Consider the following 15,603-nt stretch of genomic DNA (forward strand, 5'->3'; position numbering starts at 1 on the left):
GATTATTATGCTTCTATATAGATTATCGCTTCTTTGTAACCTTAGAAATCACTAATACTTCTATCAAATAATAAAAAAATAATGCTTAAAAATGTATTAATTCTCTCATTTAAACTTATACTAGCAGCAGGTACTTTTCTATTCCATTAATCTTTAACAGGTAAGTTCCATATACATAAAAATGAACAGAAAAAAAGGAATATCCCGAAAGATATTCCTTTTTATTAGCTAATATTAAAGTTTAGTAACGTTAGCTGCTTGTGGTCCGCGGTTACCTTCAACTACTTCAAACTCAACTTTTTGACCTTCGTCAAGAGTTTTGAAGCCATCACCTTGGATAGCGCTGAAGTGTACGAATACGTCGTTTTCGCCTTCAACTTCGATAAAACCGAAGCCTTTTTCTGAGTTAAACCATTTTACTGTACCTTGTTTCATGTGAGAAAACCTCCAAAAAAATAAATGTAGACAATATGTAATTAATGACCGAAAACAAAAATTCACATATTACATAAAGTACCGAACTACTGTCGATCACTTTTTGTAATATGTGAATGAGAGTTGCGGTTAATCAATTTCAATTGTTAACATAATTATATGTACAGATGGAAGTTTTGTCAACAAATGTTCTTAATTTTTGGAAAATATTCTTAAATTTGAGGTTAATTTCCCTCATATATCCATATTATACCATGGTACGTTTGGATATCTTCATCACAAGCTTCACAAAAGCCGATTTCATCATCAGACCAAAATGCCCAGAATCGTTCTTTTTTACTAGCATCGTGATCATACTTTTCTTTAAAATTCTGTAATGTCTCAACCAAATATTGCTCAGCCTCTTCTTTTACTCGGAAAGAATTTTCTTCTATAATATGCTCTTCCCAACCTTCAAATTGCCACCACGGCTCATAATCTGCTTTCATATAAATTATTTTATACATATTATTCAAATCCTTTTATTTAAATTTTAAATATTCACCCGTTACATTTTTTATACCTTTATTCCCTATCGTTAATGTGCTAAAATTACTATAAAAATACAATTTTTTAACACAGGGGGATTCGGATGTTTGCTACAATTAGACCCAAATTGGAAATGACTCAGCTACTTCAAAGAGGAACTGACATCAATACAATTGGGAGATTTAAAGATACATTAGCATTTAATAATTTCCACAATAGAGATGAAGAAAACTTAAAAGAGCTTTATTCAAAATTAATGAAATGCACACCTTCTATGCGCGACATTTTCACAAAATACTTAGCTGAAATTGCGCCAAATAAGCATAATCCGATTTCTGATCAATTTATCGAAAAATACTTAAATTCATTCTTTTTAGATCATAGAGACGAAAAGTACGTTGATGAAACTGTACGTTTCTTTTACTTATTTAGACACCATAAATTCGAACCAGGTAAAACTATTGTAATGTTCAATCAGTTTGCTTTTTATGTGACTACACACATATTGTATAACTTTGGATACAAACCTGCCAAAGCATTCGACTTGATGCGCTCATTTCAAGCTGCTGTAAATATCGATCAAGAGTTATTATTTGAGGTAGCGACTGAAAGAATGATTGAACACGCAGTTAGTGAAGTTTCAGCTTTGATGGATACGAACTCACAAATTATGTATATGAAAGACCTTATTTATAGTTTGGATCGCCAAAACGAAGAAATTCAATCATCCACAGCAGCTACAGAACAAATTACAGCTTCTATCAGTGAAGTAGCTAAAACATCCGCCCGTATTTCTGAAAAAACAGCTGATTCTGTTGAATATGCAACAAATAGTAAGAACTCCATTGATTTTGCATTAAGTGAAATCTTCAAAACAGAAGAAACCTTCACATTGATTGTAGAATCATTCAGTGAATTACAAAAACGAGTCAATGATATCGAGAATGTTGTAACGCTAATTAAAGAAATTGCTGATCAAACAAACCTACTTGCTCTAAACGCTTCTATAGAAGCTGCACGTGCAGGTGAGCACGGGAAAGGATTTGCTGTTGTCGCACAAGAAGTTCGTAAACTTGCTGAAAACACTGTGTCAGCTTTAGGCGAAGTCTCTTCGAACGTACAACATCTAAAAAGCTATTCAAACAATGTAGCAACATCGATTTCTCAAACAACTGCCATTATTAAAGAGGCTACAAATGAGGCAAAAGATTCTTTACCACTTCTTTCTTCAATCGTAGAAGCTATCGAAGAAATTAATGTAGATGTTACAAATACAGCAGCTATATCAGAACAACAAGCTGCAGCAATTGACGAAGTCTCACATCGCATGGTACAAATTTCTGACTTGCAAGATGATATACGTGAATTAGGACAATCAACGTCAGCTGGTATCCATCGACTAGGCGCTGAAATCAACCATTTCCGTTTAAGTATTGTTGAAAATAATAATGTACAACTTTCAAGTAATGCCCTTTTACAATTATCAAAAGCTGATCACATCCTATGGAAATGGCGTGTCTATAATATGTTCTTAGGGTTAGAGAAAATTGAAGAAAGCGAAGTATCTTCACATAGAGATTGTCGACTAGGTAAATGGTATTCATCTGAAAAAGCTCGCGATAAATTTGGCAAAGAAAGAGCCTATATCGAGTTAGACTCGCATCATCAAAAAGTTCATGAAGCTGCAAAAAAAGCTGCTGTTTCCTTTAACGCGGGTAATATCTTCGATGCTGAATTAGCATTAAAAGAAGTTGAAAACTCATCTCAGCAAGTTCTGCATTATATTAATGAACTACTTGAAAAATTGGAAAAAGAACGAGGAATAATATAAAATCAATATAGGTAAGCAGACATTCTACAATATGCCGGCTTTCTATTTTTAAAGTAATTGGAGGCAATAAAATGAGGAAGCGAGCTCATATTGTATTTATCGGAAAAGATCAAAATCACGGATATCGGTTTTTCATTAAACAAAAATCTATTGAAATCGACTTGAAAGGTAACTGCTATTTAAATGAGTATAAGTAAATCGAGGTTGAAGTAGAAGGAACAATAGAACAAATCGACCAATTTCTCCAATTCGTTCAACGTGGTGTTAATCCTCAATCGGAAAATAATCGTTTCCGTATTGAATTACATAATGATTTAAAAGGGTATACTTCTATGGAGTCGGATATAGTTTAAACCGACTCTTTTTTGTACGATAAATTGAAACTTTCTTTTATCTATTTCGTACATAATATTAGGGTGTTTAAGGAGGAATTTATTATGCTCAATTTCCGACACTTTCTAGCAAGATATGCAATCACAATCCCTTTTACTTTCTTCATGTGGTTTGTCTTTCTATTTGCTTTTAAACTGACTTTCCTTGAATGTTCTGGCTTAGCTTTAATCACGTACTTTACCACGGCCTATATCTTCAAAAAAGTTCAAGTTCGAAAACAATTGAAAATTGTAGGCATAACTCGCTCAGAATATCGTCACATTAAAGAACAAATGATGCTAGCACAAGCTCAAATTAAAAACTTAAATCGACACTACACAAAGGTTCGCTCTATCTCGGCCTTTAAACAACTTTTTGAAATGAATCGATTAGCCAAACGGATTTTCCAAATTGTACGGACAAACCCAAAGAAATTTTACCAAGCCGAAGATTTCTTTTATGCACATCTAGAATCAGCTTCAGAATTAACTGAGAAGTATGCCCTTCTCTCAACGCAACCGATTAAAGACATAGATGTTCATATTGCCCTTCAGCAAACACGCGAGACTTTAGAAAACTTAAATCACACAATGCAAGACGATCTACGAGCAGTCTTAGCATCTGATATAGAAGAGCTAAAAATGGAGCTCGATTTTGCTCAAATATCAACACAAAAAAACAAACCTTTGCTTGCTCGAAAGGAGAATTTATATGACAAATAATCCAGCTTCACCCGAACCAGTTAAATCAATGGACGACCTACTTAGCAATCCCTTTGACATGCAGCCGGAACTAGCCAAAGCACCATCTGTCTCCCCTGCTTCGGACATGCCCGTTAAGCAAATTGACCGATTATCGGATGAGGATAAAAAGAAAGCGGAACAGCTTGCTTCGCAAATTCCTGTTGGCAACTATGAATCCATTTTAACTTACGGAGCTAATGCTCAAAACGAACTTTCACACTTCTCTCATCAGATGCTTGATCATGTACAACGTAAAGACATTGGGCCAGTAGGTGATGTCCTAAAAGATTTAATGGATAAGCTATCTGAAATCGATCCTGAAGAATTATCTCAAGAGAAAAAGTCAGGACTTCGCAAACTTTTTGGTAAAATAGCACGTCCAATCCAAGAAATGATGACAAAATATCAAAAACTTAGTACACAAATTGACCGTATTGGGATTCAATTAGAACATTCTAAACGCGATCTCGTGGAAGATGTTCAAATGCTCGATAAGTTATATGAGCAAAATAAAACGTATTTTGAAGCATTGAATGTTTATATCGCTGCAGCTGAACTAAAACGTGATGAAATTACGGTTAAGTTATTACCTGAATTACGTCAGAAAGCAGAATTTGCTAATGACCAAATGCTTGTTCAAGAAGTAAATGATATGGCACAATTCGTGGATCGCCTTGAGAAACGTATTTATGACTTACAGTTATCACGCCAAATTACGATTCAATCTGCACCACAAATTCGTATGATTCAACAAACGAATCAAACGCTAGCAGAGAAAATTCAAGCTTCAATCATGACAGCTATTCCTTTATGGAAAAACCAAATTGCCATCGCTCTTACTTTGAACAATCAGCGAAGAGCAGTAGAAGCACAGAAACAAGTAACAAAAACTACTAATGATTTGTTACTTAAAAACTCTGAAATGCTAAAAGTAAACACGATTGAAACTGCAAAAGAAAACGAACGTGGTCTCATAGAAATCGATACTTTGAAGAAAACGCAAGAAAACCTTCTCCAAACAATCGAAGAAACACTGCAAATCCAAGCTGATGGACGCCAAAAACGAAAAGCTGCCGAAATTGAAATCGCTCGTATGGAAGGTGAGTTAAAGCAACGTTTGTTAGCTATCCATACGCAGCAACAAAATAATAATCGTACAAATTACTAAGATATTGAAAAGAGCCTAATTCTCTCATTAGAATTGGGCTCTTTTTTTAACATCTATTTCGTTCCTGTATATCGAATTGTCATTTCCCCAATCATTAGTATCAGTAAGAAACTTAAAATAGAAACTGATTGTACGAGACTGCATAACAAAACTATAGTTGCTTGTAATACCATCAATACACGTAATAACTTTTTGATGGCTATTTGTTGATTACTTACTGGAACCGGATAAAAAGCATTCATACGAACACTTCGTGGTGAAATGAACAAGTGTTTAATTTGATAAATCGTTGCAAATGACAATGCACTTACAATTACCCATACAACAAAAGGTTCGTTAACAAATGCTACTATAAAAGCTGAAATTACCGTTAATCTTCCCCACAAATAGACCGACTCATCAGTTCGTATAAATGTACGTGCTATTAAATAGAGAGACGTATTCTTTTGATCGTAACGTATTATTTTAGTCACAAAATCTAGCCATGCTCTTCGACTAATGTTTTCTTTTAGAAACGGGACATCTGTAAAATAATTCACAAAGTGATAAAACCGAGCCATTCGAGCACTTTCCATTTTTGATAAATAGTCATACGGAATAGGTTTTAACATAACTTTTTTTCTATACTGTTTCTCATATACTATTAATATAGCAATAATAATAAAGAAGAGAATGATTTCACCTTCGAGCGCAAGTTTTAATACAATAATTGAAAGACACAACCGAATCAAGCGATTAATAAAGTGATGTCTCCCCTGATTTTGCCAATGATTTAAAAATTCTATTCGTACATTAATATATTTTAAAATCATTATTCCACAAAACCCTAAAGAGATTTTCCATAATGATGGATTCTCTACTTTTAGTAATAGAGAAATTGCTGCACAATACATCACTAGTACAATGCAAATTTGAGACCAGTATGTCCATATTATTGCTTTTCTAAAATAGGTGCCCATCTTAGATTCTAGCTGTAAAAAGTATACTTGGTCAGGTTCTCTAATTAATGTAGTTGGTCTACTAAATGACAATAATACCCCACATAAAGCAGAAACAAGCCACTCAGCTGGAAAATCATTCGCCACTATCTTTAACCATTTCCCGTAATATGCAACGGCAAATCCTAACACAATGATTATGGCTATATAACTTGTAGCAAAAACAAATTTTAAGTATTTAAAAAGTTCTTTCAAATATTGTTGGAATCTTATAGCCCAAATTTCATCTATATTTTTCATTATGTTCTCCTCTATGTATCATATACCCCTGTTAGATTATAGTTAAATTCTAATAGTAATTGGAAATGATAACAAGCTTTATCAAGCAATTGCTAACGCATAGTAGTAAATTGAAATAGTACTTTTTAATAGCTATGATACAAATTATGATGAAATGCAAAAAAAAGAGAACTTCCTTGCAGTAGAAGTCTCTTTTCTATTTCTATTTAAGTCCTATTTATTACGAAAGTAGCGTTTACATTTATTTAAGTTGCTATAAATGGAGTTTGATGAATATACTGTCTATTTTCAATCTGATTAATGATAAAACTTGCTATATCTTTATTAGTAATTTTCGTACCAGGCATATCGGAAAGGCTTTCCTTAATATTCCCCAATTCCGAACCCTCAACTACAAATGGTAAGCGGATTAGTGTCCATTCAATTCCTATATTTTCTTGAAGAATAGTTAACTCTTCCTTCTTATCCTTCATCATCTTAGAAAAGAAAATTTCAAATAGCTTTGCACCAATCTTATTTAAAACGTTTTTATTATCTCCTTTTATGTTGAGAGACCCTCCTGTAACACCTATATATCGACTAATTTCAAATTCTTTCATTACTTCAAATATATTTTTCGTTAGGCTACTATATATTGGTTCATCCTTAGGGGGCTGGCCAAAGGTATTAATGACAATATGACAACCATCAAGAAGTAGTTTTATATTATTTATATTCTCAACTGTTCCTTCTATAATTTCAATTCTTTTATCTTTATCAGCAATCTTTTCTGGATTTCGAACAAGCATGCGAACTTGATAACCATTTTGTAACGCTTTAGTAGCGATATAACGTCCTACTTTCCCCGTCCCACCAATTATAGCTACTCTACTTTCATGATCCATTAATACAACCTCCAAGTATAGTCGTTTACGTCGCTTTATAAATTATTTCCACATTTAGATTTGTTATTAATCTACCATATCTTCGTAAAATTGTTCTCCCGACAAAAACTTTAAATTGTCCATTATAAATCATTGCACTACCACATGAAGGACTATACTCTTTAAGAACAATGATCGTTGCCTCAAGCTCCTGTATCATTTTAAGCGTAGCAAAAGTACCTTTTATGTATAAATCCGTAACATCTCTACCTGATTTTTCGATTACTCTAGCATTCCCGTCCAGTACATCCTCCGCCTATTATTTCAGCTGGTTCTCTCAGGGTGAAAAATCACCTAACAGTTCAGGTCATACCTTAACAGCTTTATTTACTTCGATTAGTTTACGAATTTTCCGATTTAAACTATGTGTACCGTTATAGCTTACGTGTAAACCTGCCATACATGAGCTCACTATTATCATTGCTATCACCTCTATCTTTAAACCATTACCATTAAAGTGGTAGATTGATTTCCGCTACGGGATGCTCGCTTTCCGCGGGCAACCGCAGGAGTCGAGCACCCTCCGCTACAATCAACTAAAAAATGTAGCAACATACATTTATATTGAACATAAAAACTATTTTATACAATTTACACAATGATTTGTGTTTTGAATAGTTTATGGACCTTACCCCAACGAAATTGATATTCTATACCTTATATAGAGCAAAAGGGGTTCGCCTAAGTACATTTTGATGCTTCATATGACCTTTTGCTAATGTTTATCCATACCAATACTTAATTGGCATACAAAAAAATTAAGAAGAACCTGCAACAAATTAGTGTTACGATCTAACAGAAGAACTCCTAGATCCCTCTTCACCTCTTAATTGGTACGCCTGTACTTTATGAGCAAAAAGAATAGACCTATAAATAGGATTCCATATAGAAAAATCCAACTAAATTGCCAATAAAATAATCCAGGTATGAATTTTATACTATCTTTCGAACTCAACATTTCTAAAGAAAGGTGGACAGGCGGTAATAACCAAATAAGCCCTTTTACTTGTAGAATCGAGCTTTTTAAGGAGACAATTGCTACAGAAACAATAAGTATACTTAGCGCTCCCCACCACGTATTACCCTTGTTTTTGACTAGCTCTCTTGTAAAGATAGCGGATAATGCAATAGCTACAATGGATAAACTAAAATGAGCCAGGAGGCCCATAATTATATGTAATGAACGAGTCTGTCCCCCGAACGCACCAATAACGATGGGATAAGCTACATATATGCAACTTAGACAAAAGCCAATAAGAGCACAAATAATAAATAGTGCCAGATGATACTCCCTTAAGTTTTTGCAATGCAATAACGTTATTTGTTTTTGGCCCTCATCTTCTGCATGAAAAATCGTTATTGTAAACCACCCCATGATAAAAAAGAGCACCAAGGATGTAAATGAGTAACTGTCTAAAATTGGATTAGGAATATAAGTATAGTTCACTATAAGAGCCATGATATAGAATGAAAAAGGTGGAACATATCTGTAAGATCTTAAATAATTGATTAATTGATAGCTTATTAAACCTCTCAATTTCTTTTCATTCCCCCTTAACTAAAAGTTGCTATGGAAGTATTCTTCAGACCCGTGTATAGGAAGTAATTGCTTAATAGAAGCTCCTTTTATAAGGAGTTCCATTAAAATTTCATCTGTAATTTCCTGATTAACGGTTGCCTCTACCTCGTTAACTCCAGAATTTAAACGCCTTTCTTGTTGAATTTCGATAAAGGGAAGTAATTCTTCTAACGATGTTTCTGTAGAAATTTCAAAAATAAATCTATTTCCTTTGTTTACACTCTCTTGTAATGAACTAGTTTGAATAACTTGATGATCCTTTATTAATATGACACTATCCACTATGTTTTCTAACAATTTAGTCTCATGGCAAGTCAAGACAATACTTAGCCCTCTTTCTTTCAAAATTAATAGAATACTTTCTAAATCGCTTTGGGCTTTGGGGTCAAGTCCAGATAAAGGCTCATCCAATATCAAAAGATCTGTCTCCTCAAGCATCGCCTGCATAATCGCAACCTTCTGTTTCATTCCTTTAGAAAAGTGTTCAATTCTTATTTTACGAGCATCTTGCAAATTAAAGGTTTCTATTAAGCTATCTATTCGCTGTTGTATTTGACCCTTTGCCATTCCCCGAATATTCCCCATATGATTTAGATATTCTTCCGGCGTAAACAGAATATGAGAGGGCGTAACTTCCGGTACATAACCAATTTTTTGCGGCTGTATATGATTGTGAACCACACCACTGTCTGGCTTGACTATACCTCCAATGATTTTTAATAGTGTACTTTTCCCCGAACCATTCTTTCCAACAAATGCTACAACCTGATTATCATATAGAGAGAAAGACGTATTTTCCAACACTATTTTCTCTCTATACTGTTTGGTGATATCCTTTAATTCCATTATAATTTTCATCTTTACACACCTTACTTATTAATAATTAAATGTACTAGGTACCTTGCTTGTTAATAAACATAAGACTTCATTAAAGAATAGAAAAACGCTACCATCACCCGCTGTTTAGTTTCTATATTAAGATTTAGGATCAAGGAAGTTATTACACAAGATACAGTTATTAACTGTAAAGGTGCAGAGGTATAAAAAACCATTAAACTTCCAAGTATCTTTTCCCCGACATTCGATCAATACAACACGAACAATCCCATTATATATATATTTTACCATATGTTGATCAACTATTGATAAAGTCAAGAGCCATAGAAAGGTTCATGGTGCACACAGATAACATTATAGGCAGAATTGGCACTATTTCTATGCATTCGAAGCTAATACAATTGCAAACGAATATACGGAACAATCAACTATTTAATACTAAATGAAATTAGAAGAATTAAATCGAGAAACAGTTTTAACTTAACTTTTTCCACGTCCCGAATAAATTAATCAAACCAAAACTACCATGGTGATTTATTTTCATTCGTAAACTTATCTGTAATAGGAGAAAGGCAGACAATATAAAATAGCAACACTAAAAAAGTAGAAGTAATAAGTAGCCCATAAGACAAACCTATACGCTCAGCTAAATTCAATGGAAAAAATACTGCTGGAAATACTGAATAAAATAAAAACGGAGTTGCACTTTCTTTCCAATGTTTTATATACACTTGCTCAGCACATTCAGGGCAATTAAATTTATAGGGATCAAAAGACTTTTTAAAAATAAATTTGCGATTATAGCGACAATTACAATGAGGGCATTTTGCATAATTCCCTGCTTTTGTAGCATACAGTGTTAGACTACAAAGAAATGTCGTATATGCAATAACAACTACACCCTTAATCACTTCATATGATGTCTCGTAAGTTCCAAATAAAATTATGTTTCCCAATACCATCATACCAATAGCCCAACTCATTAGTTGAAAGAATAAAAAGGTACGTTTACGCTTTTCCTTACGAATTTGCATAGCAGCTTTTCTATTAATATAAAGTGTATATGACGTGACGATTAGCGTTGCAAAAATAAAAATGAATACATGTGCTACGATTCCTCCGATGAATTTAAAGTTACTTACTCCAATTATCGGTGACGTCATCCATATAATGGTAGTTAACACACCTAAAACAATTGCCACAATATGAAACATTTTGTAATGTATATGTGTCTTGATGAAAGTTCGCAATGTTTGTACTTTCTCATTACTATTCCAACGCTTTGTTTTCATAATAGCAAGTGCACTAAATAGAAGTGTTAAGCTTGAGAAAATAATCATCATTATCAAATATATTAGTAACTGCCAAGAATATCTTTCAACCTCCTCACCTTTATTCATGACAGATCCTGATGAAATATTATCTTTTGGTATTTCTCCTTGAATATTCATCATTAGGAACAATAACGCTAACGCAATAAACGAAGTAAGAACCACTGGGTAACCCCAATTTCTTTTCGGCTCTTGTCCTTTATGAGGTGCATTCTTTATTTTCCGTAAAATTTCTAGCTTTTGATCTGTACTTAGCTTAACTTCGTGATTTATTTCCCTTTGCCATTCCTCTTTAAATTGATTCATGTGACAACACCTCCCAATCATATGCCGATAATTGCTTCTGCAATTCTTTACGAGCCCTTTGTAGCCTAGACTTAATGGTGGAATGTGGGACTTCTAGCAGCTGAGCTATATCAGATGTCGAATATTCCTCGTAATAATAAAGTAAAATAACCTCTCGATATATTACTGGTAGCGTTACTACTACATTCGTTAATTCCATTCGCTCTTGCTTTTCTATGTATACCTTCTCAACTGTATGCAATTTACCTTTTAGTTGCACTTTTTCAAGAAGAATGGAGCGCTTATTTTTCCAGCTACGTAAATAATCATGACAACGATTAATCGTCATTTTCACTAAATATGTTTTTAATGAAGCATCTTCTCTAAATTGGTGCTGTGTTTGATAAAATTTTAAGAAAACATCCTGGATTATTTCTTCTGCAAGCTGCTCGTCTTTCACATAAACGTATGAAACGCGAAGTAAGTAATCGCTGTATGTATGTATAATGTGTTCAATTTCATGTTGCACGCGACTGTCCTCCTTTCTCGATTCAAACTATAGACGTTAAAAAATGGATGTAGGACGCAAAATTATGAAGAAATTTCTTATTTCATTTAAAATGTCATTAAATTTCTTATTTTTACACAGCTAAATACGTATAACCCCGTTTTGATTTCAAAACGGGGTTATACTGGATTTGCTTAAATTTAGGCATCTGTAATAATACTAAAATAAACATCCAGTCGTATTGATTAACTAATTTCAACCATTACCATTAAAGTGGTAGATTGATTTCCGCTACGGGATGCTCGCTTTCCGCGGGCAAGCACATTCAACTTCCACTATTTTCCATTAGACGAAGTGATTTTTCTCATAATTCCTCCTAACAACCAAATTGTACACAACTAATAATTACTTCACACTAAAACAAGAGATAATAAACCTTATTGTATTTGAACTTACTTGTGTAATAATATCTTATTTGGTTTATCCATGAAAAAATAAAAGTTACCGTCATTCCACATTGTACTCTCTCTATCAAGGAAGAAAACATGGAATGCATATTCACTATACTTTTGTTTAAAACGAATTCTACATGGAATGTTACAGCTTAATGTAGAATATTATATTCGCATTAAGTTATTAGGAACATCTAATGTTGTTTTACAACTGAGATTGTATTTTAATGAGAAATGTTTCAGTTTTTTTCGATTTCCTTTAAAAATGAAAGAAAAATGAAATTTTGCAAAAGAAATTCTTTGTTAAAATAAAAAGCATAAATACAATAATAGTGTTTACACATGGAGAAAAATGTATTCTTCAAGATATAGTGGAGGAAAAAATGAGATTAGAAAAACAATTGATAAAAAAGATATATTATGAAACATTCCTAATGGAGAATGAAACACTTCCACCTCTTCAAGTACTTGGAGAAGCTTATTTTAACGAACAAAAAAATGAGATTTCCGATGGATCTTATATTCGTTTTGCACAAGGTGAATTTTATTATCACCATAAAGATTTTGAATCAGCTATTTTTAAATGGGAGAAAGTCAGTAATGAATTAGCACCATGGGCACAAAAAAACATTGCGGATGCTTACTTCGAACTTAACCAATTATCAATAGCTGAAAATGTTTATACCGCCATTACTACTGATAACAAAATACTTATGACCGAAATTATACTGCAATTGCTGTCTCTTTATATCGAACAAAATAATCTTGATTCAGCTTTCGCTGCTATTAAAGAAGCAGTTTCTTTAAACCCCGATTATCCAAACGTCACAACAATTGCACGTTCCTTTTATGAAGAACAGCAAGATTTTGACAGTGCTGTAGAGCTTGCTGTGAATGAGTTAATTCGAACAGAATCTTCTCCATGGTTTGAGGTTTTAAAAGAATATATCGATAAAGGATTCACTAAAAATATTTCACCAGACTATTTTTATGAAGTATTAGTTACATTAAATAATGTAGATCAAGTACAATTTACCCAAATTGTTTCATCACTTTGGCACAGCTATAAAAATGAACAAAATTACTTATTATGGCTTAAAACAATAAATGAATTTTTCTTACTTCTCGAAATACATTCGTCCGATATATGGGAAAATATTCCTTCTCTTTACGAAGAAACGTACTTTGAATTAATTCATGGTCAATATATGCTAAGACAATTACACGATATCATTCCAAATCTTTTAACAAATTGGTTAAAGGTAGCCAACCCGTCTCATTCTGTATTTCCATCTGCAGCAGTATTGGCATGGGATGAGATTTTCCCTTCCAAAATAGATTCAGCAAATATAACACAAGCGGAAAATCTACTGTCATATTCTATTAATCATGTAAATGGCTTAGAGTATAGTTTACATCTTTTTGAATCTATTACACAGTGGGCACAAAAACATGATTTAGAAATGGGTCATCGATTTAGATGGTTAGTTAGCGAGCTTGCAGATTTAAGAACAAATCGCCTTTTAGTAACTGGAACTTCAGGAAACGGCAAAACTTCATTTATTAACTCTGTACTAGGAGAAAATATATTAGAAAACTCAATCTCAAATGTAGTTGTCTTTAAAAATGACGCTCATACAGAAATTAATGCTATAACAGATTCAGCAATTACAACAACTGAGAATTTCTCTGATTACCATAACATGATGTCTCTACACCCCCAAACATATAGAGATAGAGCATATGTTGAATTTATATTACCATGCAGATTTTTAAGTAAAAATAAACTTACATTCGTTGTTACACCTAGTTTTAATAGAAACAACGATACTAGAGATGAGACATTCGAATATATAAATTCTGTAGACGAATTATTATTCGTATTGAATGCGGATTCACCTTTTACTGACAAAGAACGTGATATTCTATTAAGCATTCAAGAACATACACCAAATCTACAAATTCATTTCTTATTAAATAAAATCGATAACATTTACAGTGAAGCAGAAGCAAAAAGGGTTATACATGATACGCAAGCGAGAATAAACGAATATTTCCCACATGCGAGAATTTTCCCTTACTCTTCGTTAAATACAAATAATCAACAACTAAACAAATTATCTGAGTTTATTCATTCTAACTTTAACCATAAAAATATCGATGGAGAACGTACTGAAAAGCTATTGTTTTTCATTCGAAAAACAATCAAATATCTTTTAGATAAACGCGTCGAGATGGAAAATAACCTAGTGGATTCTATTAATTGGAATGAAGATATATTAGTTAAACTAAATGGTTTTATTAATAACCTTACTGCTTTAGAAAAGGAGAAAATTCATTTCATTACAGAATCATATCGTACAATGAAATACGAAATTGCTAATGATCTTACAGAACATATTCCGAAAATACTGCAGAGTTGTTCTGATTTAATTAGTGAAGGAAGCGATTTTGGGCACATTGATATTGAACTAAATACAGCGATGAACGAAAGAGTTCAAAAATATCTAGAAAAAACCGCGTTACCTAATCTTGCTCGCTCTATGCAAAATTGGATTGCAACTTCTAATAATGAGTTCCTTCAAAGTCAATTGTACTTAGAAGAAATCAGTGAAGGACTTAATTCTTTATGTGGAGAAAATCGAATACAATTAGAATGTGACTTCAAAGTGCTTGATGACTGGCGTAGAGATACTGATAGAATGACAAGTAGAATACAAATGGAAGAAGTAAATATCTTACGCCGATTTACACCAGCACAATTTTTACTGAAAAGTGCCGGTAAGTTATTTGGAGTTCTACCTAAAAATAAAGCGATGCTATATAACAAATACAAACAGTATTTAGAAAATGAAGATTATACCGATGTAACGGCTTCTATTTTGAACAAATTTTTCTTGCAATTTGAGCTATTTGAAAACGCACAAGAGCGGGATATTAATATGTTCTTTAGAAATCCATTTGGCGCGTTGGAACAAGCTGTAGAAAACACTCATATAGCAATACAAGAAAAACAAGATACACTGCATAAAATGAAATCAAATCCAGAAATTTATCATGATTCTATAACGCTCTTTGAATTGAGATTACGTCAATGTGAAGTAATCTTAAATAAAGGTGAGGTTAATTCCAATACAGATTAAACTTTAGAAACAAACATAAAGTAAACGTAAAGTAACTCCAAAATCAACAATAAAAGTTGATTTTGGAGTTATTTTTTGGTTGCTTCACTTTTTTTCGATACTCTGCAACTAGATGGTAAATCCATTGACCATGCATTATTCTTTCATTTGTATAGTTACTGAAGAATAAAATGGGTTATTAATTTTGTTTTACAAAAATCCCAATGAATTTACTCCGTTAGAGCGATTAT

At 32.9% G+C, this 15,603-nt stretch carries 12 protein-coding genes and 1 pseudogene; 5 read left to right on the forward strand and 8 right to left on the reverse strand.

Going from position 1 to position 15,603, the window contains the following annotated elements; translation table 11 throughout:
- Positions 1–234 precede the first annotated feature (234 nt).
- Together ACQKMD_RS09275 and ACQKMD_RS09280 are read right to left on the reverse strand one after the other, a co-directional pair.
- Positions 235–435 (reverse strand): cold-shock protein, encoded by a 201-nt coding sequence (locus ACQKMD_RS09275; protein WP_038189357.1) that lies wholly within the window; start codon positions 433–435, stop codon positions 235–237.
- A 224-nt stretch (positions 436–659) separates the two neighbouring features.
- The gene (locus tag ACQKMD_RS09280) at positions 660–941 is read right to left on the reverse strand and encodes a DUF1033 family protein (RefSeq protein WP_427751389.1); all 282 of its coding nucleotides are present in this window, start codon (positions 939–941) and stop codon (positions 660–662) included.
- A gap of 125 nt (positions 942–1,066) precedes the next feature.
- Here ACQKMD_RS09280 and ACQKMD_RS09285 point away from each other — a divergent pair, with 125 nt between their 5' ends.
- The 4 genes from ACQKMD_RS09285 to ACQKMD_RS09300 all read left to right on the forward strand — a co-directional run bounded on the left by ACQKMD_RS09285 (position 1,067) and on the right by ACQKMD_RS09300 (position 5,077).
- Complete coding sequence (locus tag ACQKMD_RS09285; RefSeq protein ID WP_427751391.1) at positions 1,067–2,794, forward strand: methyl-accepting chemotaxis protein; 1,728 nt, start codon at positions 1,067–1,069, stop codon at positions 2,792–2,794.
- Between the two features lie 71 nt (positions 2,795–2,865).
- Entirely contained in the window at positions 2,866–2,991 is a 126-nt protein-coding gene (locus tag ACQKMD_RS09290; RefSeq protein ID WP_427751393.1) for a hypothetical protein, read from the forward strand.
- A 240-nt stretch (positions 2,992–3,231) separates the two neighbouring features.
- Positions 3,232–3,888, forward strand: coding sequence for a 5-bromo-4-chloroindolyl phosphate hydrolysis family protein (locus tag ACQKMD_RS09295; protein ID WP_427751395.1), 657 nt, complete (start codon positions 3,232–3,234; stop codon positions 3,886–3,888).
- Positions 3,878–5,077 carry a toxic anion resistance protein gene (locus tag ACQKMD_RS09300; RefSeq protein ID WP_427751397.1) on the forward strand — a complete coding sequence of 400 codons (1,200 nt, stop codon included), beginning with the start codon at positions 3,878–3,880 and terminating at the stop codon, positions 5,075–5,077. Before ACQKMD_RS09295 ends, ACQKMD_RS09300 begins: the two co-directional genes overlap by 11 nt.
- Before the next feature lie 53 nt (positions 5,078–5,130).
- On the opposite strand, the gene ACQKMD_RS09305 is transcribed toward ACQKMD_RS09300, so the two are convergent.
- From ACQKMD_RS09305 to ACQKMD_RS09330, 6 genes and pseudogenes are all read right to left on the reverse strand, one after another.
- A complete protein-coding gene (locus tag ACQKMD_RS09305; RefSeq protein ID WP_427751399.1) occupies positions 5,131–6,315 on the reverse strand; it encodes an ABC transporter permease in 1,185 nt (394 codons plus the stop codon).
- Between the two features lie 245 nt (positions 6,316–6,560).
- Entirely contained in the window at positions 6,561–7,199 is a 639-nt protein-coding gene (locus ACQKMD_RS09310; protein WP_427751401.1) for an NAD(P)H-binding protein, read from the reverse strand.
- Positions 7,200–7,224: 25 nt separating this feature from the next.
- Positions 7,225–7,659 (reverse strand): annotated as a pseudogene (locus ACQKMD_RS09315) (DUF523 domain-containing protein).
- A gap of 1,137 nt (positions 7,660–8,796) precedes the next feature.
- Positions 8,797–9,675: an ABC transporter ATP-binding protein gene (locus tag ACQKMD_RS09320; protein WP_427751403.1), complete on the reverse strand. Its 879-nt coding sequence runs from the start codon at positions 9,673–9,675 to the stop codon at positions 8,797–8,799.
- A 500-nt stretch (positions 9,676–10,175) separates the two neighbouring features.
- On the reverse strand, positions 10,176–11,291 hold the full coding sequence (locus ACQKMD_RS09325) for a hypothetical protein (RefSeq protein WP_427751405.1): 1,116 nt from the start codon (positions 11,289–11,291) through the stop codon (positions 10,176–10,178).
- Entirely contained in the window at positions 11,278–11,799 is a 522-nt protein-coding gene (locus ACQKMD_RS09330) for a sigma-70 family RNA polymerase sigma factor (protein WP_427751407.1), read from the reverse strand. Before ACQKMD_RS09330 ends, ACQKMD_RS09325 begins: the two co-directional genes overlap by 14 nt.
- Positions 11,800–12,613: 814 nt before the next feature.
- On the opposite strand from ACQKMD_RS09330, the gene ACQKMD_RS09335 reads away from it, so the two are divergent.
- The gene (locus tag ACQKMD_RS09335; RefSeq protein WP_427751409.1) at positions 12,614–15,373 is read left to right on the forward strand and encodes a dynamin family protein; all 2,760 of its coding nucleotides are present in this window, start codon (positions 12,614–12,616) and stop codon (positions 15,371–15,373) included.
- The last annotated feature ends 230 nt before the right edge of the window (positions 15,374–15,603 follow it).

Source organism: Viridibacillus sp. NPDC096237 (assembly GCF_050278625.1).
Classification (GTDB): Bacteria; Bacillota; Bacilli; order Bacillales_A; family Planococcaceae; genus Viridibacillus.

What these genes read in the sequence shown, in the direction of transcription:
- ACQKMD_RS09300 (WP_427751397.1), top strand. Translation starts at nt 3,878, where the DNA reads ATGACAAATAATCCAGCTTCACCCGAACCAGTTAAATCAATGGACGAC.
- ACQKMD_RS09325 (WP_427751405.1), bottom strand. Translation starts at nt 11,291, where the DNA reads ATGAATCAATTTAAAGAGGAATGGCAAAGGGAAATAAATCACGAAGTT.
- ACQKMD_RS09320 (WP_427751403.1), bottom strand. Translation starts at nt 9,675, where the DNA reads ATGAAAATTATAATGGAATTAAAGGATATCACCAAACAGTATAGAGAG.
- ACQKMD_RS09310 (WP_427751401.1), bottom strand. Translation starts at nt 7,199, where the DNA reads ATGGATCATGAAAGTAGAGTAGCTATAATTGGTGGGACGGGGAAAGTA.
- ACQKMD_RS09280 (WP_427751389.1), bottom strand. Translation starts at nt 941, where the DNA reads ATGTATAAAATAATTTATATGAAAGCAGATTATGAGCCGTGGTGGCAA.
- ACQKMD_RS09295 (WP_427751395.1), top strand. Translation starts at nt 3,232, where the DNA reads ATGCTCAATTTCCGACACTTTCTAGCAAGATATGCAATCACAATCCCT.
- ACQKMD_RS09305 (WP_427751399.1), bottom strand. Translation starts at nt 6,315, where the DNA reads ATGAAAAATATAGATGAAATTTGGGCTATAAGATTCCAACAATATTTG.
- ACQKMD_RS09335 (WP_427751409.1), top strand. Translation starts at nt 12,614, where the DNA reads ATGAGATTAGAAAAACAATTGATAAAAAAGATATATTATGAAACATTC.
- ACQKMD_RS09275 (WP_038189357.1), bottom strand. Translation starts at nt 435, where the DNA reads ATGAAACAAGGTACAGTAAAATGGTTTAACTCAGAAAAAGGCTTCGGT.
- ACQKMD_RS09290 (WP_427751393.1), top strand. Translation starts at nt 2,866, where the DNA reads ATGAGGAAGCGAGCTCATATTGTATTTATCGGAAAAGATCAAAATCAC.
- ACQKMD_RS09285 (WP_427751391.1), top strand. Translation starts at nt 1,067, where the DNA reads ATGTTTGCTACAATTAGACCCAAATTGGAAATGACTCAGCTACTTCAA.